Raw genomic sequence first — 20696 nt, 5'->3', positions numbered from 1 at the left:
GTGGACAACGACTCCGAGGGCACGTCCTCAGCGCTTCGGCTGGTGCGCGGGCTCCGGCCCCTGGTCGCCCCGCCCGCCGGCGGCGGGAACGCCATCGACTGGTCCCGCACGACCGCCGAGTACGGCCACGGCTTCCCCGACGACTACCGGGCCTTCATGCAGGTCTACGGCGAGGGGACGTTCGACGGCTTCCTCTACGTGACCCCTCCTGTCTCCGAGGTCTACCCCAACCCGCCGTTCCCGGTGCGGGAAGAGACCGACACGGCTTGCCACACGGCCGAGGAGGAGGACTTCGACGAGCCCGACCTGCTGATCGCGTGGGGCGGCACGGTGGACGCCGACCTGTTGTGCTGGTACGCCTGCGACCCGGATCCCAACCGGTGGACGACGGTCGTCTTCCGTCGCCACTGGGCACCGCCCGAGTGCTGGACGCGCTTCGACTGCGGGAGCACGGTCTGCGGGGGCCCCGCTTCGAAGGGGAGGCGCCGACCGGATCCGACGGGGCCGTCGCCCGCGTGCGCGCTCCGGCCGGGGTACGCCCCTCGCCCAGGGCCGCCGGGGTGGCGGGGTGGCAGGGTGGCGTCGGCGCGGCGGCCCGGTCGCGTCCGGGCCTGGCGCCGGGCTGCCGGGCTCCTCTAATGTGAGCACTCCTCATGTTGTCCGAGCGCAAGGGGGCCGCCATGACGGACCGCCACGATCTGCCCGCCGGGTTCCGCTGGGGGGTGTCCACCGCCGCCTACCAGATCGAGGGAGCGGTGGACGAGGACGGCCGGGGGCGCTCGATCTGGGACGCGTTCTGCGAGCGGCCCGGGGCGGTGCGGAACGGGGAGAGCGGGCAGGTCGCCTGCGACCACTACCACCGGTGGCCGCAGGACGTGGAGTTGATGCGGGAACTGGGCGTGGACGGGTACCGGTTCTCGATCGCCTGGACCCGCGTCCGGCCGACCGGGCGGGGGCCCGTGAACACCGCCGGACTGGACTTCTACGACCGGCTCGTCGACGGCCTGCTGGACGCGGGCATCACCCCGCTGCCCACCCTCTTCCACTGGGACCTGCCGCAGGCCCTGGAGGACGGCGGCGGCTGGCTCCGCCGGGAGACCGCCTTCCTGTTCGCCGAGTACGCGAGCGTCGTCGCCGACCGGCTGGGCGACCGGGTGCCCGCCTGGATCACCCTGAACGAGCCGTTCGTGCACATGGTGTACGGCTACGCGCTCGGCGTCCACGCCCCGGGGCGGGCCCTGCTGCTGGACGCCCTGCCCACCGCCCACCACCAGCTCCTCGGCCACGGCCTGGCCGCCGCCGAACTCCGCGGCCGGGGCCTCGAGGTCCTGATCGCCAACAACCTGACACCGGTGCGGGCGGCGAGCGACGCCCCCGAGGACCGGGCCGCGGCCGAGGCGTACGACGCGCTGCACAACCGGCTGTTCACCGACCCCCTGCTGCTGGGCCGCTACCCCGACCTGTCCGCGTACGGGGTCGGGCCGGACCTGCACGGCGCGGTCCGGGACGGCGACCTCGACCTGGTCTCCGGTCCCGGCCTGGACGGACTCGGCGTCAACTACTACAACCCCACCCGGATCGCCGCGCCCACCGACCCCGGCCTGCCCTTCGCCGAGGCCCCCGTCGAGGGCGTCCCCCGCACCCACTTCGGCTGGCCCGTCGTCCCCGAAGGGCTGCACGAACTCCTCCGCACCCTCCGCGAGCGCTACGGCGACGCCCTCCCCCCGGTCACCGTCACCGAGAACGGCTGCTCCACCGACGACTCCCTCGACGACACCTTCCGCACCGACTACCTCGCCGGTCACCTCGACGCCCTCGCCCGCGCCACCGCCGACGGCATCGACGTCCGCGGCTACTACACCTGGTCCCTCCTCGACAACTTCGAGTGGGCGGAGGGGTTCGCCGAGCGCTTCGGTCTCGTCCACGTCGACTTCGCGACGCAGCGGCGCACCCCGAAGTCCTCGTTCGCCTGGTACCGCGACCTGATCGCGGCGCACCGGGCGAAGTCCGCAGCACGGTGACGGCCCCCCGGGCATCGGTCCGGACGTCCGGTCAGAGCCAGTTGCGGCGCTTGAAGATCAGGTAGAGGCTGACGCAGACCACGCCCATCAGACCGATCGCGAAGGGGTAGCCGAAGGCCCAGTGGAGTTCCGGCATCTCCTCGAAGTTCATGCCGTAGACGGTGCCGATGAGGGTGGGGGCGAAGAGGATGGCGGCCCAGGAGGAGATCTTCTTGATCTCGTCGTTCTGGGCGTGGCCGGCTTCGGCGAGCTGCTTCATCTCCTCGTTCTGGCGCTGGGAGACGAGGGTGGCGTTGACGGTCAGGATGTTCTGGAGCATCTGGCGGAAGCCGTCGACGCGTTCGGCGGCGTAGGTGGCGTGGTCGGCGACGTCGCGCAGGTAGCGCTGGAGTTCCTCGTCGGTGCCGTACTTCTGGAAGCCGCCCTCCAGGGCGCGGAGGATCTCCAGCAGGGGGCCGGTGGCGCGCTGGAACTCGATGACCTCGCGGGAGAGTTCGTAGATGCGCCGGGAGACCTGGGGGTCGCCGCCGAAGACCTCGGTCTCGATCTCGTCGATGTCGTGCTGGAGGCCCGCGATGACGGGGGCGTAGCCGTCGACGACGGCGTCGAGGACGGCGTAGAGGACGGCTTCGGGACCGAGGGCGAGGAGTTCGGGGTCGGCTTCGAGGCGGCTGCGGACCATGGAGATGTCGGGCGACTGGGAGTGCCGGACGGTGAGGACGAAGTCGGGGCCGACGAAGAGGTGGATCTCGCCGAAGTCGACCTCCTCGACGTCGTCGAGGTAGCGGGCGGCGCGCAGCACGACGAAGAGGGTGTCGCCGTAGCGTTCGAGCTTGGGGCGCTGGTGGGCGACGATGGCGTCTTCGAGGGCGAGTTCGTGGAGGTCGAACTTCTCGGCGGCTTCGACGAGTTGGGCCTCGGCGGGGCGGTAGAGGCCGATCCAGGCCATGGTGCCGGGCTTGCCGGGGAGGTCGCGGTAGATCTCGCTGAGACCGGTGGGGGTCTCTATCCGGTGGCCGTCGCGGTAGACGGCGGCGTCGACGACGGAGCGTTCCAGCGAGACGGGTTCCCCGGTGGCGGGGTGCTGTTCGGAGCGCGGGTCCATCGAGTGCTCGGGGGCCGCGGTGCGGTCGGCGGGGCGCCGGGCGGGGGTGCGGCTGAAGGGTCGCTTGCTCGCGCGCACGGCGCGCACACGCCAGTCGGACACGGCGGTACCTCCACGGGTCTGGTGCCGCCGGGCCCGGGGGCGGGAGGGGCGGGCGGCGGTCCCCGGTGGCGGGCGCGGGCGGGGCCGGTACGAACGCGGGGTTCAGCGGGCGGCGCGGTCCGGGCGGTGCCGTCGGGAGCCAGGAGCGGGTGAGAACTTCCCGGAGCGGGGCCGACTTCGGCCCGGACTACTGCACTCCACTGCTCTCACCTCCCGTACGCCTGCGCCCGGACGCCCGGGGGCGTCTCGACCGCGGCCCAGTCTAGCCCCGCGCGCCGTGCGGCCGTTCCGGCCGGTCGGGGGACCGCCGGGGGCGGCCCCGGCCCGGGTCCGGTAATCCCGTGGCACCGGCCGCCCCGGACGGGCCACACTCGGGCGCGTGATCGACGACGCCTGGTGCCCGGACGAGGAGCTGCGCGCGGCGGCCGCCCTGCTCCCCTCCCCCGACCCCGTCCACCGGTCCGCCGGGTACGCCCGGCTGGCTGCCCGCGCCGCGCCCGGGGAGGACGCGCTGCGGTCCTGGGCGGTCGACACGGTGCTGGGCCGGGCGGAGCGGGAGCCGGACGGGTCCGTGCTCTCCGTGCTGGTGGAGGTGCTGGAGGCGGCGCAGGACGCGCGGGCCCTGCCGGTGCTGCTGGAGCTGGTCGGGCACCCGGACGCGCAGGTGCGCCGGGCGGTCGCGAAGGCGCTGCCGTTCGTGGGCGAGCCCGTCCCGGACTCGCCCCGGGTGCGCGCCCTGCTGGCACTGTGCCGGGACGGCGACCGGGCCGTGCGGGACGCGGCGGTGTTCGGGCTCGGCACCCTGGACGAGGCGTACGGCCCGGCGGTCCGGGCCGCGCTGCACGAGCGGCTGGACGACGAGGACGAGGAGGTGGCGGAGGAGGCGGTGCGCGGCCTGGCCCGCCGTCAGGACGTGTCGGTGCTGCCCCGGCTGATCGACCTGCTGGAGACGTACGTGGAGCCGCACCCGCTGACGCTGTCCGCCGCCGCGGTCCTCGGCCGTCCCGAACTGCTGCCCGTGCTGGACGAGTTGGCGGCGGAGCGCCCGGACGACCTGCGGATCGCGGCGGCCCGGGCGGCCTGCGACCCGGCCCGGCGCGAGGAGTTCGCCGGGCTGTCCTGGCGACTGCTGGAGGAACTGTCCGTCCGGCGCCCGGACCTGGACGCCGCCCTGGCCTGGCCGCGCTTCTCCACCGACCTGCACCTGGAGCTCCGGCGCGGCTCCGACCCGGTGGCCTACCACGCGGACGGCCTGCTGAACCGGGCGGGGCGGGACCCGTCCCGGGCGGCCGCCCTGGTCGACGCCGACTGCCCGCCCACCGCCTGACGCCCGCCCACCGCCTGACGCCCACCTACCGCCGTCCGGCGCGGGAGTGTGCCGGGCGCCCGCGCGTGCCTCCGCGCGCCGGGCGGCTGGACGGTGACGGAGCGGTTTCGCCGGGAATGCCCGGGTTGCCGGAGGTGCAGCGCCTCCGCCGCACCGCCGCACCATCGCACCGCTGGAGCGTGACCGAGTGACCACCCCGCCGTCAGACCCCTCGCAGGCGCCCGTCGTCTTCGCCGCCCCGTTCTCGGACCGCACCCAGTGGGCCGCCGGGGTCACCTCCGCGTACCCGCCCGGCGGGCGCAACACCGGCGACAACAAGCTGGACCACCTGGTGCCCGGCTACGGGCCGGACGGGGACAGGTTCACCGCGGTGCGGGAGAACGCGCGCAGTTGGCGGACGCCGCTGGTGACCACGGAGGGCACCGCGGGCGGGTTCGAGTTGCGGCCCGGCGACCGGCTGGAGGCCCGCTGCCAGGTCACGGCGGACCAGGGCGTCTGGCCCGCGATCTGGACCTGGGGGCGGGACGCCGCGCCGGGGCGGCCGCAGACCGGGCACGGGGAGGTGGACGTGCTGGAGTACCACGACGACCACCCGCGGCTGCTGGAGCTGAGCAACCACGTCCGCCCCGGCGACCCGGCCTACCTGGACGGGCTGGTGACGCCGGGGCAGTGGTTCACCGTCGCCTGCCGCTTCGGCGCCGACTCGGTGCGCTGGGAGCTGGACGGCCGCGAGGTGCACGCCGACGGCCGGGGCGTCGGCCCGGACTGGCGGGCCTGGATCATCGTCAACCTGTCCGTCGCGGGCGGCCGTTACGGCCACCGCCGCCCGCGCGCGAACGCCCGCCGGCTGTCCTGGCGCTGCCGCGACCTGACCGTCCGCCGCCCGCAGTGACCCGGGCGCAGCGGCGCCGGTTCAGGCCGCGGTGAGGCACCCGGCGCCGGGCAGCGCGGCCGCGAACCGGGCGACCGTCCGGGCCAGCGCCGCGGCGCTCTCGCCCGTCAGCGCCACGGCGCCGTCCGGCGCCGCGCCCAGCTCGCCGTCCAGCACGTACCGCCCGGGCCCGACCTGCGCGCCGAGCGCGGTCAGCACCGGCCGCAGCGCGTAGTCCAGCGCCAGGACGTGCGCCGCCGACCCGCCGGTGGCCAGCGGCAGCACCGGCTTGCCGTCCAGCGCGTGCCGGGGCAGCAGGTCGAGGAAGACCTTCAGCAGGCCCGAGTAGGCGGCCTGGTAGACCGGGGTGGCGACCACCAGCGCGTCCGCCTCGGCGACCAGCCGCACCGCGCGGGCGATCGACGGGTCCGCGGTGCGCGCGGCCAGCAGCGGCCCGGCGGGCAGTTCGCGCGGCGCCAGGGTGCGGACGCGGTGGCCCCGGCCCCGCAGGTCGGCGGCGACCAGGGCGGCCAGCCGAGCGGTGCGCGAGGTGGGTGAGGGGCTGCCCGTGAGGGCGAGGACGGTGGCCATGGCTGCCTCCCGGGACGGCCGACGTGGTCGGGGCGGTACGGGGCCGACCGGCGGAGGGACGTCCGCCGGTCGGCCGGTTCCTCAGTTCGCGCCGCGCGCGGCGCACTCGGCCCGGCGCCCGCGGAGCCGGGACAGCTCCGCCGCCGTCTCCTCGTCCTGCGCGACGTCGGCCTCGGCCAGCAGCAGCTCGACGGCGGCCGCGTAGTCCGCGGCGGCGGCCGTCCAGTTGCCGCGACCCTCCTGCGCGAGCGCCCGGTTGGCCCGGACCACCGGGTCGTCCTCCAGGCGCAGGGCGCGGTCGAAGCAGCGCACCGACTCCTCGGCCTCGCCCCGCTCGTACGCCAGGACGCCGAGCGCGGCCCAGGCGGCGGGCAGTTCGGGGTCGCCGGAGAGGGCGGCCTCCAGGTCGGCGCGGGCGTCCTCGGGGCGGTCCTCGTCCTGGGCGAGCAGGCCGCGCAGGGTCAGCAGGTGCGGCTGCCCGGCGTCGCGGGCCAGGCCCTCGGCGACGTCCTCGGCCGCGCCCCGGGCGTCGCCGAGCGAGTAGCGCAGCCCGGCCCGGTTGACGTACGCGTCGAGGAACTCCGGGTCCAGTTCCAGCACCCGGTCGAAGTCGGCCAGGGCCGCCTCCAGGTCGCCGAGTTCGAGCCGCAGGTCGGCCCGGTTGTAGACCGCCTCGGGGTAGGGCGGGGAGGTGCGGATGGCGTGCTCGTAGTCGGCCAGCGCCTCCTGGTCGCGGCCCAACTTCCTTAGCAGCACCGCGCGTTCGAAGTAGTACTCGCTGTGGTGCGGGTCCTGCGCGATCACCCGGTCGTACGCGGCGGCGCCGGCCTCCGGGCCGACCAGGCGGGAGAGCAGCTGGGCCCGGTTGTACTCCAGGACCGAGCGGTGCTGGCCCTGGTCCTCCGCGTCCAGGGCGCCGTCCATCCGCTCGATGCCCGCCTCGACCAGTTCGAGGGCGCGGACCGGGTCGCCGAGGTGCATCTCGATCAGGGCCAGGCCGTTCTCGTTGAAGGTCCGGTTGTAGGCGCGCCGGGCCTCGGTGTCGGCGAGGCGGGAGAGCGCGACCGCGGTGTTGACCCAGCCCTTGGCCTTGCGGTGGTCGCGCCGCTCGGGCTCCAGGTAGCGGGTGTAGACCATGGCGCGGCCGTACGCGGCCGACATGTGGACGGCGGGCAGCGCGGTGCTCGCGCAGGCGTCGTCGTACAGCGCGAGGGCCTCGTCGGCGCGGCCGCCCATCACGCTGTAGGCGATGGTCATCCGGGCGGTGACCAGCCAGCACTCCTCGGGGCGGGTCTCCCAGTCGAGCGCCGCGTGGGCGAGCGGGCCCAGTTCGACCAGGGCGTCGTAGAAGCCCTCCAGCAGGCACTCCTGCAGGGCGTCCTGGAGGGCGGCGGCGCCCGCGCCGGACGGGTCGGTGCCCAGCGCCCGGTGGTGGGCGAGCGGTCCGCGCAGCAGCGAGACCTCGCCCGCCGCGACGGCGGCGGCCAGTTCCTCGGCGCGGTCCTCGTGCAGCCGGGCCCGTTCGGCCGGTTCCAGGGCGGCGTAGCAGGCGGCGGCCGTCGGGTCGTCGGTGCTGCGGTCGGCGGCGACCCAGGCGGCGGCCAGCTCCCGGCGGGCGGCCGGGTCGGCGGGCAGCGGCGCGGGCGGCGCGGCGGGCGCCTCCCGCACGGTGGTGTGCGCGGCGAGCGCGTCGGCCAGCGGCTGCGGGACGTCCCGGCTCGCGGTGCGGACCACGATCCGCAGGCGCTGCGGGTCGGCGCGGCGCAGCAGCAGGGCGAGCCAGTCGGCGTCCGTCCGGTCGGCGTGCTCGGCGTGCCGCACCACCAGGGTCGCGGGCGCGTCCAGCACCGCGGTCAGGAAGTCGATCAGCCCGTGCGCGATCCGGGTGGTGCGGATGTACGGGTAGTAGCGGGTGCGTTTCTGCGGGGCCGTCAGCGAGGTCAGGGTCTCCCGGCGGCACGGCAGCACCGCGCGCAGCTCCGGCGCGGCGGACAGGATCTCGATGTCGTGCCGGACGGCCGGCGCCGGGTCGGCGGCCAGCACCCCGGGCACCAGCTGCCGCATCAGCGCGCCGGCGGCGGTGAACGGCCCGCGCAGGCGGCGGTGCGCGTCGAGTTCGGCCAGCAGCGGCGGCGTGCCCGGCGCGGCCAGCACGTCGGCGACCAGGGCGCGGGCGGCGTCCTCGTCGGGTGCGACCAGCCAGTGGTGCGGGCGCGGCGCGGCGGCGGTCGGCGGACGGTCAGACGGGCCGGACATGGACTCCCCCTTGGTGCGGCTCTTGCGGCTGAAGTGGCTCGGGTGACTCTGGTGGTTCGGTCGTGCTCGTGCTGGTAGTCGTGTGCGCGCCGACTGCGCCCGTCCGCCGACGGCGCCAGGCCCGCCAGGCCCCGTACGCCACCGCGAGCAGCTGCACCCCGACCATCGCCAGGGCGAACGCCGCGTCCGCGAGCCGGGTGAACGGCACCGAGCCGTCGCGGACGGTCGCCAGCGCGGAGGCGGTGAACCGCCAGCCGACCGGCAGCACCACGGTCGCCAGCATCACCGTCATCGCGGCGTACCCGAGCAGGTACGCCGGGGCGTACCAGCGCGCGGCGGCGGCGTCCTTGGGGTGCCAGCGGCTCTCGTCGGTCAGCAGGTCGGTGCGTCCGCGCAGCCGGTTCAGCCGGTTGGCGACGTACGCGCGGGCGGTGCCGTGCGGGTCGCTGCCGCCGAGCACGACGACCGCCAGGTGGTACAGGTCGGTGCGCAGGAAGAAGTAGAACTGGGCCAGCAGCCGCGGGACGGCGGTGAACGCCAGCGCCAGGCAGACCCGTCCGGCGGTGCTCGGCGTGCCGTCGGGCCCGCAGCTCGCCCAGGCGGCCAGGGTCAGGGCGGCCGCGCCGAGGACGTCCACCAGCATCCCGGCCAGCACCGGGAGCAGGCGGCTGCGCCTGGGCAGCACCACCAGGCCGTCCAGCGCGGTCTCGAAGGTGACGAAGTAGAGTCGGCGGCTGATCCGCAGCGTGGTGCGCAGGCCCAGCCGGCGCCCGGCCAGGACGTGCCCGTACTCGTGCAGCAGCATGAACACCGGCTGGCTGACGAACACCACCAGTTGCACCAGCAGCGCGTACGGGCTGAAGAACAGGTTGCCGGGGCGCGGCAGCAGCGCCGGCCGGTCCGCGCAGGCGAGGGCGGTCGCGGTGAGCAGGGCGGCGTACGCCAGCCAGGCGGGGCGGGAGAACAGGGCCCGGCCGAGCCGCTGCAGCGGCACCGGGCGGGCGGCGGGCTCCGCGCGGTCCTCGCCCGGCGGGTCGTCCTCGCGCAGGAAGTCGAGCGCGCGCAGGGTGTCGAGGAAGTCGTCGAGGTCGACCTCCTCGCCGAACTCGGCGCGGTACCAGTCGGCCGCCCGCCGCGGGTCGGTGCCGGCCTCCAGGCGGCGCAGCAGCGCGGCCCCGTCGGGCGGGAACGCCCCGTAGGAGTCGATGTCGGTGCGGCCGACCACCACCTCGTCGCCCTGGTCGAGGTAGGTCAGCCGGTGGAAGCGGAGCGGTGCGTGGTTCACCATCACAGGTGCCCTGTCCTTCGCCGGGTCCGGCTCCGTGCGGGGGGGGGGGGGGGGGGGGGGGGGGCCCCCCCCCCCCCCCCCCCGGCCCGGGGGCGGCACCCCGGCCTGAACCGGTCCGAACCGGCCTGAACCGTTCTAAACCGGCCTGAACCAGGCGCCGTCTCCGGTGGCGGGACCGCTCAGTGGACGCAGAACTCGTTGCCCGCCGGGTCCTGCAGCACCGTCCAGGTCAGGCCCGGGACGCTGTGCTCGCCGACCACACTCGCCCCCAGTGCGACCAGCCGCGCCACCTCCCCCGCCATGCCGGTGCCGGGCGGGGCGGCGAAGTCGACGTGCACCCGGTTCTTGCCCCGCCGCTCCTCCGCCACCCGCTGGAAGCCCAGGGCCACCGGCTGCGCGCGGACGATGACGAAGTCGCCGTGGTCCTCGGCGATCTCGCCCCCCAGCGCGGTGGCCCACCACCGGGCCAGCTCCTGCGGCTGCGCGCAGTCCACCGTGATCATCACTGCTGACAGACTCATGGCCGCCACCCTAGCCGCGGCCACCGACACCGCTCCGGGGTCACCCGCGGGCCGCGGCGAGCAGGTAGCGGTGCTCGGGGCGGCCGGTGTCGCCGTAGCGCAGGGACAGCCGCAGGCGGCGGTCCTGGGCGAGTTGCTTGAGGTAGCGCTGCGCGGTGGAGCGGGAGAGGCCGGTGGCGTCGGCGACCTCCTGGGCGGAGAGGGCGGTGCCGGCCCGGCGCAGGGCGTCGAGGACGAGGTCGGTGGTGGGGGCGCTGTGGCCCTTGGGGAGGGCGGCGGCGGGGGCGGAGCCGGTGCGCAGGGCGGCGAACATCCGGTCGACCTCGTCCTGGGAGGTCTCCCGGGCGGCCGGTCCGGCGAGGGCGTGGCGCAGCTCGGCGTAGGCGGTGAGCTTGTCGCGCAGCCCGGCGAAGCTGAACGGTTTCACCAGGTACTGGAGCGCGCCGTGCTGCATGGCGGCGTGCACGGTGGAGACGTCGCGGGCGGCGGTGACCATCATGACGTCGCACCGGACGCCCGCCTCGCGCAGCCGCCGGACCAGGACGAGCCCGGTCTCGTCGGGCAGGTGGTGGTCGAGCAGGACGAGGTCGACGGGGGTGCGTTCGAGCGCGGCGTAGGCCTGGGCGGCGCTGTGCGCGGTGCCGGTGACCCGGAAGCCGGGGACCTTCGCGACGTAGGCGGCGTGCACGTCGGCGACCCGGAAGTCGTCGTCGACCACGAGGACGTCGATCATGCGTGCTCCAGCAGGTGTTCCGGGAGGGGGTCGGCGGTGCGCAGGGCCTCGGGGAGTTCGACGGTGAACCGGGCGCCGCCGAGCGGGCCGGTGCCGACGGCGAGTCGGCCGCCGGTGCGTTCGACCAGGCGGCGGACGAGGGCGAGGCCGAGTCCGCGGGGGCGGTGGGCGGGGGCGTCCTTGCTGGTCCAGCCCTCCTCGAAGACCCGTTCGCGCAGCTCGGGCGGGATGCCGGGGCCGCTGTCGGCGACCTCGGCCAGCAGGGTGGTCCCGGCGGTGCGCAGCCGGACCTCGACGGTGCCGCCGGGGGCGGCGTCCATGGCGTTGTCGACCAGGTTGCCGAGGACGGTGACCAGGGCGCGGGCGTCGAGCAGGGTGTCGGGCAGGTGGCTGTCGGGGGTGACGGCGAGCCGGATGCCGCGCTCCTCGGCGACGGCGGCCTTCCCGGCCAGCAGGGCGGCGGTGTGCGGGTCCTGGACGTGGCGGCCGATCCGGGCCGCGCGGGCGGCCTGGGTGCCGGACTGCTCGGAGATGAAGGCGGCGGCCTGGTCGTGGCGGCCGAGCTCGAGCAGGCCGAGCAGGGTGTGCATCCGGTTGGCGTGTTCGTGGTCCTGGGCCCGCAGCGCCTCGGTCAGCCCCCGGGTGTGGTCCAACTCCCGTACCAGGGATTCGAGTTCGGTGCGGTCGCGGAGGGTGGTGACGGCGCCGCCGTCAGCGGTGGCCATCCGGTTGACGACCAGGACGCGGTCGTCGCGGACGGCGGGCAGGTCGGCGCCCTCGACCCGGCCGGTGAGCACGTCGGCGAGGCGGCCGGGCGGCAGCAGGTCATCGACGGTGCGGCCGGTGCACTCCTCGGGGAGGGCGAGCAGGCGCAGCGCCTCGTCGTTGGCGAGCCGGATCCGTCCGGCGGCGTCGAGGGCGAGCATGCCCTCGCGGATGCCGTGCAGCATGGCCTCGCGCTCGATCAGCAGGGCGGCGATGTCGGCGATCGCGATGTTGTGGGTGCGGCGCTTGAGGCGGTGGGCGAGGGCGAGGGTGGCGGCGAGGCCGACGGCCAGTCCGGCTCCGGCGCAGAGCAGGATGCCGCCCGCCATCGAGACGAGCCGGCCGCGGATGGAGTCGTCGCTGAGGCCGACCGAGACCTCGCCGACGATCCGGCCGTCGGCCAGCCGCAGCGGGACCTTGCCGCGGGCGGTGCGGCCGAGGGTGCCGTCCTGGATGGCGGTGACGCTCTCGCCGTGCAGCGCCGGTCCGGGGTCGGTGGAGACCCGCAGGCCGATCCGGGTCGGGTCGGTGTGCGAGAGCCGGATGCCGCGGTCGTCGGTGATGACCACGAACTCGGCGCGGCTGGCGCGCCGGATCCGTTCGGCGATGTCCTGCGCGGTGGCGGCGTCGCGGTCGGCGGCGGCCCGGGCGACGTCCGGGTCGGTGGCGGTGACCTGGGCGATGGACAGGGCGCGCTGCATGGCGTCGCGGTCGAGTTCGGCGCTGACGGGGGCGAGGAACAGCCCGGCGGTGACGGCGGTGACGGCGACGGTCACCAGGGTCTGGCTGAGCAGCAGTTGGGCGAAGACCCGGCGGGGTCGGCGCGGTCGTCCCATCGGGGTGTCCTTCCTGCTCAGGGCCTGCTCAGGGCCGGTTCGGGGGTCCGGGGTGAGGGGCCACCCTATGTTTCCGGCGTGTTTCTGTCAGCTCCCCCTCCGTTCCGCCCCCGGTTGTTGTAGCGGAAGCAAAAAGAGCACAACAGTCCTCAACGCCGCAAAGCCGCGTTAAGCCCGCAAGGCTCCCGCCGCCCCCGCCCGTCCTCGTAGCGTCCCGGTCCACAGCAGCGGGCCGGCGAGGGAGCCGGCCGAGGAGGTAGGTGGTTCACGTGGACCCGCACAAGGCCGGGAACGTCCCGGCGATCGAGTTGACCGGGGCGACCAAACGCTTCCGGACGCCGTCCGGCGCCCTGCACACCGCCGTCCGGGAGCTCGACCTGACCGTCGCCCCGGGCGAGTTCGTCGCCGTGGTCGGCCCGACGGGGTGCGGCAAGTCCACCACCCTGACGCTGGTCAGCGGCCTGGAGGAGCCCACCGAGGGCGAGGTGCGGGTGTACGGGGAGCCGGTGTCCGGCATCAACGGGCACGTCGGCTTCGTCTTCCAGCAGGACGCCGTGTTCCCGTGGCGCACGGTGCTGTCGAACGTCACGGCGGGGCCGCGGTTCCGCGGCGTCCCGGCGGACGAGGCGCGGGAGCGGGCCCGGGACTGGCTGTCCCGGGTGGGCCTGTCGGCGTTCGAGGACCGCTACCCGCACCAGCTCTCCGGCGGCATGCGCAAGCGGGTCGCGCTGGCGCAGACCTTCGTCAACGACCCGCGGATCCTGCTGATGGACGAGCCGTTCTCGGCGCTGGACGTGCAGACCCGGGCGCTGATGTCCGACCAGCTGCTCGAACTGTGGGCGGGCACCGGCTCCTCGGTGGTCTTCGTGACCCACGACCTGGACGAGGCGATCGCGCTGGCCGACCGGGTGGTGGTGATGACGGCCGGACCGGCCACCGTCAAGGAGGTCTTCACCGTCGACCTGCCGCGCCCGCGCAGCGTGGAGGCCGTCCGCCTGCAGCCGCGCTTCGTCGAGCTGTACCGCGAGATCTGGGCCTCGCTGGGCGAAGAGGTCCGGATCACCCGTGAGAGAGGAGCGGGTCGTGCCGCTTGAGACCGCCGTCGCCGCCACCCCCGCCGCCTCCCGCACCGAGGTGCGCGAACGGGCCGCCCGCAACCGGAAGTTGGGCGTGTACGGGGCCCGGGCCGCCGTACTGGCCGGGTTCCTGGGCCTGTGGGAGGCGTGCTCCCGCACCGGGGTGATCGACCCGTTCAACTTCTCCCAGCCGTCGCGGATCTGGGACCAGATCTGGCAGTGGGTCACCCACGGCACCGCGCAGGGCTCGCTGGGCGAGCAGATCGGCTACACCCTGTACGAGGCGCTGACCGGCTGGGTGCTGGGCGTGGTCGGCGGCGTGCTGCTGGGCATCGCCCTGGGCCGGGTGCGGTTCCTGGCGGACGTGTTCGGCCCGTACATCAAGGTGCTGAACGCGATCCCGCGGATCGTGCTGGCCCCGATCTTCCTGATCTGGTTCGGCCTCGGCCCGGCCTCCAAGGTCGCCTCGGCCGTGGTGCTGGTGTTCTTCCCGGTGTTCTTCAACGCCTTCCAGGGCGCCCGCGAGGTGGACCGCAACCTGGTCGCCAACGCCCGGATCCTGGGCGCGAGCAACCGGAAGGTCACCCTGCAGGTGGTCGTCCCGGCCGCCACCACCTGGATCTTCACCAGCCTGCACGTCAGCTTCGGCTTCGCGCTGATCGGCGCGATCGTCGGCGAGTACATCGGCGCCACCAAGGGCCTGGGCCTGATGGTCGCGGCCGCGCAGGGCACCTTCAACGCGGCGGGCGTGTACGCCGCGATGACCATCCTGGCCGTGGTCGCGCTGTTCACCGAGGGCCTGCTGACCTTCGCCGAGAAGCGCCTGTTCCGCTGGAAGCCGGCCGACGCCGGCGACGGCCGCTGACCCCCGCTCCCTTTCGTCCATCGTCCAGAGAGGCTCCCCCACCATGCGCAGAACCGCTGCCGCCGCCCTCGCCGCCGCCCTCCTGCTGCCGCTGGCCGCCTGTGCCAACGACGCCGCGACCTCGCACAACGGCGCCGCCCCGGCCGGGAAGAAGGTCGACGGGCCGACCGTCAAGATCATGGTCGGCGGCCTGGACAAGGTCATCTACCTGCCCGCGATGCTGACCCAGCGGCTGGGCTACTTCGCCGACGCCGGGGTCAACGTCGAGCTGCTGAGCGAGCCGGCCGGCGTCAACGCCACCACCGCGCTGCTGGCGGGCGACGTGCAGGGCGCGGTCGGCTTCTACGACCACACCATCGACCTGCAGGCCAAGGGCAAGAGCGTCGAGTCGGTCGTCCAGTTCTCGCAGGCCCCCGGCGAGGTGGAGGTGGTCTCCGCCAAGCAGGCCGACGCGATCAAGTCCGGCGCGGACTTCAAGGGCCGCAAGCTGGGCGTGACCAGCATCGGCTCCTCCACCGACTTCCTGACCAAGTACCTGGCGGTCAAGAACGGCGTCGGCGCGAGCGAGTTCAGCCCGATCGCGGTCGGCGCGGGCCAGACCTTCATCGCCGCGCTCCAGCAGGGCTCGATCGACGCGGGCATGACCACCGACCCGACGGTGGCGAACATCCTGTCCAAGCAGCTCGGCACCGTGCTGTACGACATGCGCACCCCCGAGGGGTCGAAGGCGGCGCTCGGCGGGCTGTACCCGTCCTCCTCGCTGTACATGGACACCGCGTGGGTGGACGGCCACAAGGACACCGTCCAGAAGCTCGCCAACGCCTTCGTGAAGACCCTGAAGTGGATGAACACCCACACCCCGGAGGAGATCGCCGCCCAGATGCCCGCCGACTACGCGCAGGGCGGCGCCCCCGAGTACGCGGCCGCGATCAAGGCGACCCTGCCGATGTTCACCACCGACGGGGTGATGCCCGCCGACGGCCCGAGGACCGTCCTGTCGGTGCTGGCCGCCTTCCACCCGGACGTGCAGGGCAAGGAGGCGAGCATCGACCTGGCGAAGACCTACACCACCGAGTTCGTCACCAGGGCGACCGGCTGAACCACCGGCCGAACCACCGGCTGACGGCCGGTCACCGCCTCCAGGGCCCGGCGGCCCCGCCCCTTCCCGGACAGCGGGGGCGGGGCCGCCGCCGTGCCGGGCCCGGTCAGCCGGAGGACTTCACCACCTTGAGGACCTTGCCGGTGGCGCCCGCGGTGAGGTAGCCGCCGCCCCCGTAGTCGTCGGCCAGGTAGTAGCGGACGGTGATCTCGTCGGCGAACCAGCCGTAGGTGATGATCAGGTAGCGCGACTTGGGCGCGGGGACGCCGAGCTTGTCCTGCGCGGTGGCCATCACGGCCGGGACCTGGTTCCAGTCGATCTTCTGCAGGTCGACCGGCTTGTCCTTGTCGCCGGTGAGGCCGCCGGTGGTGCGGGTGACCTTGCCGTACCGGTAGGTGACGTTGTCGTAGTGCCTGGGGTCGTCCTTGGTCAGCACCTTGGCGGTGGCGAACTGCGGCTGGACCACCAGCTCGACCACGGTCGCCCCGCCGGTGGACGAGCGGATCGCGTCGACCATGCCGCGGGCGCCGTCCGGCGTCAGCAGGTCGCCGCCCGCGGCGGGCGAGGTGGGTGCGGAGGGCGAGGGGCTGTCCTCACCGATCGGCCCGGTGGTGGCGGGCGGCAGGGCCCCGGTGGTGGCCGGGGCCGTGACCTTCGCGACGGGGAGGCGGCCGCCGTTGGCCTTCTTCGCGTCGAACAGCTTCGGCCCGAGCGTCCACCCCAGCAGCCCGAGCACCGCGACCCCGGCCACCGCCCCCGCCAGCACCGGCCCGGTGCGCCGCCGCCCCGCCCGCTCCGAGCCCGCCGGGGGCTGCGGGCGGACCGTCTCGGTCGGGGTGTACGGGCGGGCGCCGTCGGTCTCGGTCCGGCCGTACGGGGGCGGGGTGTTGGTCTCGGTCGGCGAGAAGGCGGGGCTGCCGCCGAGGGTGCCGTCGACGCCCTGCTCGGCGGCGGCGAACAGCCGGTCCAGGCGGACGGCGTCGGGCCGCTCGGCCGGGTCGCGGGCCAGCAGCGCCACGAGGGTCGGCCCGAGCGGGCCGGAGCGGACCGGCGGCGGGATCGGCTGGTCGAGGACGGCCGCGAGGGTGGCGATGCTGTTGGCCCGGCGCAGCGGGTGGTGGCCCTCGACGGCGACGTACAGCGTCATGCCGAGCGACCACAGGTCGGAGGCCGGGTCGCCCTCCCGGCCGCGGATGCGTTCGGGGGCGATGTACTCGGGCGAGCCGATCAGGGCGCCGGTGGCGGTGAGGCTGGTGGACTCGCTGAGCGCGGCGATGCCGAAGTCGGTGAGGACGGGCGTGCCGTCGGTGCGCAGCAGCACGTTGCCGGGTTTGACGTCGCGGTGCTGGATCCCGGCGGCGTGCGCGGCGGTGAGTGCGGCGAGCAGGCCGCGGCCGATCCGGGCGGCCTCCTGCGGCGGGAGCGGGCCGCGGGTGATCCGGTCGTGCAGCGAGCCGCCGGGGACCAGCTCCATCACCAGCCAGGGGTGGGCGAGTTCGGGGCTGTCGACGATGTGGTGGATGGTCACCACGTTGGGGTGCTGCAGCCGGGCCAGCGCCCGGGCCTCGCGCAGGACGCGCTCGCGCAGCTCGTGGGCGGCCGCGGGGTCCGCCTCCAGCATCGCCGGGTCCGGCGGCCGGACCTCCTTGAGCGCGACCTCCCGCTCCAGCAGCGTGTCCCTGGCCCGCCAGACCAGTCCCATCCCGCCGCCCCCGAGCCGCGCCAGCAACTCGAAGCGACCGTCGATCAGTCGGCCGCCCGGCCCCGCTGTCGTCATGCCGCTCATCGTAGGGGCCCGGCCCGACGCCCCTCGCACCCGCCCGCGCCCCGTTCCGGTACTTCACGGCCGCTGTGGACGAACGACCCGGACCGGTGCCGGGTCAGCTCCGCGGGGCGCCCAGCCACTGCCCGCCGACGGAGGCGACCCGGTGCCACTGTGCGGAGTCCGCGTCGGCGGGCACCGGGACGAGCATCGACTCGGCCTCGCGGCGCAGCAGTTCGGCCTGCGGCGGGGTCAGGCCCCGGCAGGCCCGGAGCAGGAGGGTGATCTCGGCCGAGAGCCGCGGGTCGAGGTACGGCTCCGGGTCGGGGGCGACGCCGACGACCGCGCCGAGGACGCCGGGGTCGATGCCGAGCAGTGCGGCGAAGCCGCTGACCAGCGGCGGCGTCAGGGCGACCCGGCCCTGGGCGATCCCCATGACGGTGGGGGCGGACAGGCCGACCCGCCCTTCCGTCATGTGCGCCAGTGCCCGGTTGATCTGCATCGGGCCCGGCAGGCAGCGGTTCAGCCGGACCAGTTCGACGAGCACGGCCCCGCCGCCCTCGTGATCACCCCGGAGGCGCTCGACCCGCGGTGCCGACCGGTCACGCGGCTGCCGCGCCGCGAAGCGGGTGAGGTGGGCGCGCTGTTCGGCGGAGAGTGCCAGCGCGACCGTCAGCGTGTCGGCGACCTCACGCCCGGTCCCCCGGCCGGTCCCGACGTGCCCGACCGGCCCGGCCGGCGGCTCCGGCTCCGCCACTGGCTCCGGCTCCGGCACCCGCGCGATCACCCGTAGGTCGTCCGGGTGCAGCCCCAGCGCCGGGGCCAGCGCGTCCGCCTGCCGCGCCGACGGCGGTGCCCCGTCCAGGAGCGCCCGCACCGCGGCGGCCGGGAGCCCGGCCCGTTCGGCGAGTTCGTCGATCCCGACCCGGCGGTGCGTCATCAGGCGGCGCAGCACGCCCGGGAAGTCCGTTCCGATCGCTGTCACGTCGCCGTCCCCCTCGCCGTTCCGGTGCGGTGGCCAGGCTACCCCCGGCCGGGGCGTCGGGGGCGGGTGGCAGGATCGCGGCCGTGGAGAGCACGGACGACGAGCTGGTGCGCTGGTACCGGGGCCGGATGGTCACCGGGCCGTTCCCGGCGTTCGACGGGGCCGGGGCGGCGGCGCTGGAGCGGGAGACCGGGCGCCCGCTGCCGGAGCCGTACCTCGCCTTCCTGCGGGCCGCCGGGGGCTCCGGGCTCGACTACGCGGTCCACCTGTCGGAGTGCGAGCCGGAGCCGCTGCACGCCTTCGACGAGCTGTACGCGCTCGGCCCCGACGCCGACGGGCGGTACGGCTTCGGCACCCTGCTGGGCGAGTACCGGCGCTGCGACGCGGAGCCGGAGTTCCGCGGCCTGCTGCCGATCGCCCGCAGCGGTGGCGGCGACACCCTGTTCCTGGACCTGAACCCGGCGACGTACGGGCGGCTGTGCGCCGCCGTGTCCGGCGTCCCGTGGCCGGGGCGACTGCCGCACGCGGTGTTCACCGAGGTCGCCCCGGACTTCGACGGCTACCTCGACGCGCTGGTCCTCGACCCGGACACGGCGGAACTGAGCTGGGAGGACGCCTCCGCCCTCGACCCGGCGGACCCGTGGCGCCGGGTGGTGGAGGCCCGGCTCGACCGGGAGCTGCCGCACTGGCGGGCCGAGCCCTGGGCGGCCGGGCGGGCGCACTGACGGCGCGTCGGGCGACGGGCCCGGAGGGGCCGGTCACCACGATCCGGCGCCGCGGGTCCGCGCTGCGGCGAGGTCAGCCGGAGGTCCGGAGCGCGGCGAGGCGGGCGAGCGGGCCGGTCGGGTCGGCGGCCGGGTCGGGAAGGGCGCAGGCGGTGCGGACGGCGGCGTCGTGGGCGGCGGCGAGGGCGTCCAGGCGGGTCAGGCGGGTGCGGCCCCGGCGGGAGAGGTGGGCGGTGATCCGGCGGCGGTCCCGGTCGTCCTGGCGGCGGTAGGCCAGCCCGGCGTCGGCGAGGGCGTCCACCAGGCGGCTCAGGCTGGCCTGCGGGATGAGCAGGGCCTGCGCCAACTCGCCCATCGTGCGGCCCCGTTCGTCCGCGAGGGCGCGCATCACCCGCCACTGGTCGACGGTGCAGTCCTCCTCGGCGAGGGCGGCGGCCAGCCCGGCGGTGAGGCGGCGGTGGGCGAGCGCGACGAGCTCGACCAGCAGCGGCGCCGGAGCGGCCGCGCCCGGCGCGACGGCGCCCGGCCCGGTGGCCTCCTGCCCGGTGACGTTCGCGGACATCCGCCCTCCCGTTCCGATCCCTTGCTGCGGCCCGCCGGGGTTCCCCGGGGCGGGCGCCTTGACCATACTCGCACCGGTGAGGACGCAGTGATGCTGGACGCCAGGCTGGTCGACCCGCTCGACGCGCTGCACCTGGGACGGGAGGACGGCGCGTTCCGGGTCGGCCTCGTCGTGCCGCAGTCCGGGACGCTCGGCCTGACCGGCCCGTCCGCGCTGGACGGCGCACTGCTGGCCGCGCACGAGGTGAACGCCCGCGGCGGGGTGCTGGGCCGCCCGCTGGAGCTGGTGCTGGTGGACGGCGGGGGCGCGCCGCAGCCGGTGGCCGCGGAGGTGCGCCGCCTGCTCGCGGCGGGGGCGCTGGACGCGCTGGCCGGGTGCCACACCAGCGACGTGCACCGGGCGGTGGAGGCGGTGGCCGCCGAGCGGGTCGCGTACGTGTTCACCCCGCCGCACGAGGGCGGCTCCCGGCGGCCGGGCGTGCTGTGCACCGGCATCGCCCCGTCGGCCCAACTCGGCCGCGCTATGGTCGAGTTGATGGAGCGACACCACCTGCGCCGGTGGGCGCTGATCGGCAACGACTACATCTGGCCGCGCACCGTGCACCGGGCCGCGGCCCGGCTGGCGGCGGGCGCCGGGGCCCGGGTGGTGCTGGAGCGCAGGGTCGCGTTCGGCGCCGTCGAGCGGTCGGTGGAGCCGCTGCTGGACGGGCTGCGCGCGGCCCGCGCGGACGCGCTGCTGCTCAGCCTGATCGGGCGCGACCAGGTGGTGTTCCACCGGGCGCTGCGCCGCAGCGGGCTGGACCGGCGCCTGGTGCGACTGTCCGGCGCGCTGGAGGAGAACGGCCTGCTGGCCCTGGGCGGCGACGGCACCGGCACGCTGTACGCGGCGATGCCCTCCTTCGCGACGCTGCCCGAGGAGCCGCGCCAACGGCTGGCCGAGCGCCACCGCGCGCTGTGCGGCCCGTGGGCGCCGGTGCTGGACGCGTACGCGGTGGGCCTGTACGAGGGCCTGCACCTGTTGGCGACACTGGCCGCCCGGCGCGCCCTGGAGCCCGCGGGCCTGGCCCGGGCGGCGGCCCCGCTGCTGCGCGCGGCGCGGCGCACGGTGCACCTGGCCCGGGCCGAGGGCGCGGGCTTCACCGTCCTGACCTGAGCCGTTCCCCCGCCCCGTCCCCGGCCGACCGGCGCCCCGGGCGGCCGTCCCGTG

19 protein-coding genes are annotated in these 20696 nt (G+C 75.6%); 9 read left to right on the top strand and 10 right to left on the bottom strand.

The annotated features are described in order from the left end of the window. Together ACFY00_RS20220 and ACFY00_RS20215 are read left to right on the top strand one after the other, a co-directional pair. Positions 1-639 carry a hypothetical protein gene (locus ACFY00_RS20220; RefSeq protein WP_388032871.1) on the top strand — a complete coding sequence of 213 codons (639 nt, stop codon included), beginning with the start codon at positions 1-3 and terminating at the stop codon, positions 637-639. A gap of 41 nt (positions 640-680) precedes the next feature. Then, positions 681-2021 (top strand): GH1 family beta-glucosidase, encoded by a 1341-nt coding sequence (locus ACFY00_RS20215; protein WP_388032870.1) that lies wholly within the window; start codon positions 681-683, stop codon positions 2019-2021. Between the two features lie 31 nt (positions 2022-2052). Here ACFY00_RS20215 and ACFY00_RS20210 read toward each other — a convergent pair whose 3' ends face one another. Then, positions 2053-3228: a magnesium and cobalt transport protein CorA gene (locus ACFY00_RS20210; RefSeq protein WP_388032869.1), complete on the bottom strand. Its 1176-nt coding sequence runs from the start codon at positions 3226-3228 to the stop codon at positions 2053-2055. Positions 3229-3607: 379 nt separating this feature from the next. Between ACFY00_RS20210 and ACFY00_RS20205 the strand changes: the two genes are divergently transcribed. Together ACFY00_RS20205 and ACFY00_RS20200 are read left to right on the top strand one after the other, a co-directional pair. Further along, positions 3608-4555: a HEAT repeat domain-containing protein gene (locus ACFY00_RS20205; RefSeq protein ID WP_388032868.1), complete on the top strand. Its 948-nt coding sequence runs from the start codon at positions 3608-3610 to the stop codon at positions 4553-4555. A gap of 187 nt (positions 4556-4742) precedes the next feature. Beyond that, positions 4743-5447 (top strand): beta-glucanase, encoded by a 705-nt coding sequence (locus ACFY00_RS20200; RefSeq protein ID WP_388032867.1) that lies wholly within the window; start codon positions 4743-4745, stop codon positions 5445-5447. A 21-nt stretch (positions 5448-5468) separates the two neighbouring features. Here the strand turns inward: ACFY00_RS20200 and ssuE are convergent, their stop codons facing one another. The 6 genes from ssuE to ACFY00_RS20170 form a co-directional block, all read right to left on the bottom strand. Further along, on the bottom strand, positions 5469-6017 hold the full coding sequence (gene ssuE / locus ACFY00_RS20195; protein ID WP_388032866.1) for an NADPH-dependent FMN reductase: 549 nt from the start codon (positions 6015-6017) through the stop codon (positions 5469-5471). Between the two features lie 81 nt (positions 6018-6098). Beyond that, on the bottom strand, positions 6099-8273 hold the full coding sequence (locus tag ACFY00_RS20190) for a tetratricopeptide repeat protein (RefSeq protein WP_388032865.1): 2175 nt from the start codon (positions 8271-8273) through the stop codon (positions 6099-6101). Continuing rightward, a complete protein-coding gene (locus ACFY00_RS20185) occupies positions 8257-9561 on the bottom strand; it encodes a hypothetical protein (protein WP_388032864.1) in 1305 nt (434 codons plus the stop codon). Before ACFY00_RS20185 ends, ACFY00_RS20190 begins: the two co-directional genes overlap by 17 nt. Positions 9562-9740: 179 nt before the next feature. Beyond that, complete coding sequence (locus ACFY00_RS20180; protein ID WP_388032863.1) at positions 9741-10082, bottom strand: VOC family protein; 342 nt, start codon at positions 10080-10082, stop codon at positions 9741-9743. 40 nt (positions 10083-10122) lie between these two features. Further along, on the bottom strand, positions 10123-10815 hold the full coding sequence (locus ACFY00_RS20175) for a response regulator (protein ID WP_388032862.1): 693 nt from the start codon (positions 10813-10815) through the stop codon (positions 10123-10125). Beyond that, positions 10812-12416, bottom strand: a complete 1605-nt coding sequence (locus tag ACFY00_RS20170) for an ATP-binding protein (RefSeq protein WP_388032861.1) — start codon at positions 12414-12416, stop codon at positions 10812-10814. Before ACFY00_RS20170 ends, ACFY00_RS20175 begins: the two co-directional genes overlap by 4 nt. Before the next feature lie 269 nt (positions 12417-12685). Between ACFY00_RS20170 and ACFY00_RS20165 the strand changes: the two genes are divergently transcribed. Genes ACFY00_RS20165 through ACFY00_RS20155 form a run of 3 tightly spaced genes read left to right on the top strand, consistent with a single transcriptional unit; the run spans position 12686 to position 15456 of the window. After that, positions 12686-13510, top strand: coding sequence for an ABC transporter ATP-binding protein (locus tag ACFY00_RS20165; protein ID WP_388032934.1), 825 nt, complete (start codon positions 12686-12688; stop codon positions 13508-13510). Beyond that, positions 13500-14357 (top strand): ABC transporter permease, encoded by an 858-nt coding sequence (locus tag ACFY00_RS20160; RefSeq protein WP_388032860.1) that lies wholly within the window; start codon positions 13500-13502, stop codon positions 14355-14357. Before ACFY00_RS20165 ends, ACFY00_RS20160 begins: the two co-directional genes overlap by 11 nt. Before the next feature lie 43 nt (positions 14358-14400). Then, positions 14401-15456: an ABC transporter substrate-binding protein gene (locus ACFY00_RS20155; protein ID WP_388032859.1), complete on the top strand. Its 1056-nt coding sequence runs from the start codon at positions 14401-14403 to the stop codon at positions 15454-15456. A gap of 106 nt (positions 15457-15562) precedes the next feature. Here ACFY00_RS20155 and ACFY00_RS20150 read toward each other — a convergent pair whose 3' ends face one another. After that, complete coding sequence (locus ACFY00_RS20150) at positions 15563-17233, bottom strand: serine/threonine-protein kinase (protein WP_388032858.1); 1671 nt, start codon at positions 17231-17233, stop codon at positions 15563-15565. Positions 17234-17336: 103 nt separating this feature from the next. Next, entirely contained in the window at positions 17337-18203 is an 867-nt protein-coding gene (locus tag ACFY00_RS20145; RefSeq protein ID WP_388032857.1) for a helix-turn-helix domain-containing protein, read from the bottom strand. Between the two features lie 83 nt (positions 18204-18286). Here ACFY00_RS20145 and ACFY00_RS20140 point away from each other — a divergent pair, with 83 nt between their 5' ends. Next, a complete protein-coding gene (locus ACFY00_RS20140; protein WP_388032856.1) occupies positions 18287-18928 on the top strand; it encodes an SMI1/KNR4 family protein in 642 nt (213 codons plus the stop codon). Positions 18929-19001: 73 nt separating this feature from the next. On the opposite strand, the gene ACFY00_RS20135 is transcribed toward ACFY00_RS20140, so the two are convergent. Next, positions 19002-19490 (bottom strand): MarR family transcriptional regulator, encoded by a 489-nt coding sequence (locus tag ACFY00_RS20135; RefSeq protein WP_388032855.1) that lies wholly within the window; start codon positions 19488-19490, stop codon positions 19002-19004. A 90-nt stretch (positions 19491-19580) separates the two neighbouring features. Between ACFY00_RS20135 and ACFY00_RS20130 the strand changes: the two genes are divergently transcribed. After that, positions 19581-20642, top strand: coding sequence for an ABC transporter substrate-binding protein (locus tag ACFY00_RS20130; RefSeq protein WP_388032854.1), 1062 nt, complete (start codon positions 19581-19583; stop codon positions 20640-20642). The last annotated feature ends 54 nt before the right edge of the window (positions 20643-20696 follow it).

This window comes from Kitasatospora sp. NPDC001540 (assembly GCF_042894345.1).
In the GTDB taxonomy this organism is placed as follows: Bacteria; Actinomycetota; Actinomycetes; order Streptomycetales; family Streptomycetaceae; genus Kitasatospora; species Kitasatospora phosalacinea_C.
The sequence above is the reverse complement of the archived record's forward strand: the minus strand, read 5'-3'. Positions and strand labels throughout refer to the sequence as shown.

Coding starts and splice junctions, on each gene's coding strand:
- ACFY00_RS20215 (WP_388032870.1), top strand. CDS start 681: ATGACGGACCGCCACGATCTGCCCGCCGGGTTCCGCTGGGGGGTGTCC.
- ssuE (WP_388032866.1), bottom strand. CDS start 6,017: ATGGCCACCGTCCTCGCCCTCACGGGCAGCCCCTCACCCACCTCGCGC.
- ACFY00_RS20190 (WP_388032865.1), bottom strand. CDS start 8,273: ATGTCCGGCCCGTCTGACCGTCCGCCGACCGCCGCCGCGCCGCGCCCG.
- ACFY00_RS20185 (WP_388032864.1), bottom strand. CDS start 9,561: ATGGTGAACCACGCACCGCTCCGCTTCCACCGGCTGACCTACCTCGAC.
- ACFY00_RS20180 (WP_388032863.1), bottom strand. CDS start 10,082: ATGAGTCTGTCAGCAGTGATGATCACGGTGGACTGCGCGCAGCCGCAG.
- ACFY00_RS20175 (WP_388032862.1), bottom strand. CDS start 10,815: ATGATCGACGTCCTCGTGGTCGACGACGACTTCCGGGTCGCCGACGTG.
- ACFY00_RS20170 (WP_388032861.1), bottom strand. CDS start 12,416: ATGGGACGACCGCGCCGACCCCGCCGGGTCTTCGCCCAACTGCTGCTC.
- ACFY00_RS20155 (WP_388032859.1), top strand. CDS start 14,401: ATGCGCAGAACCGCTGCCGCCGCCCTCGCCGCCGCCCTCCTGCTGCCG.
- ACFY00_RS20150 (WP_388032858.1), bottom strand. CDS start 17,233: ATGACGACAGCGGGGCCGGGCGGCCGACTGATCGACGGTCGCTTCGAG.
- ACFY00_RS20135 (WP_388032855.1), bottom strand. CDS start 19,490: ATGTCCGCGAACGTCACCGGGCAGGAGGCCACCGGGCCGGGCGCCGTC.
- ACFY00_RS20130 (WP_388032854.1), top strand. CDS start 19,581: ATGCTGGACGCCAGGCTGGTCGACCCGCTCGACGCGCTGCACCTGGGA.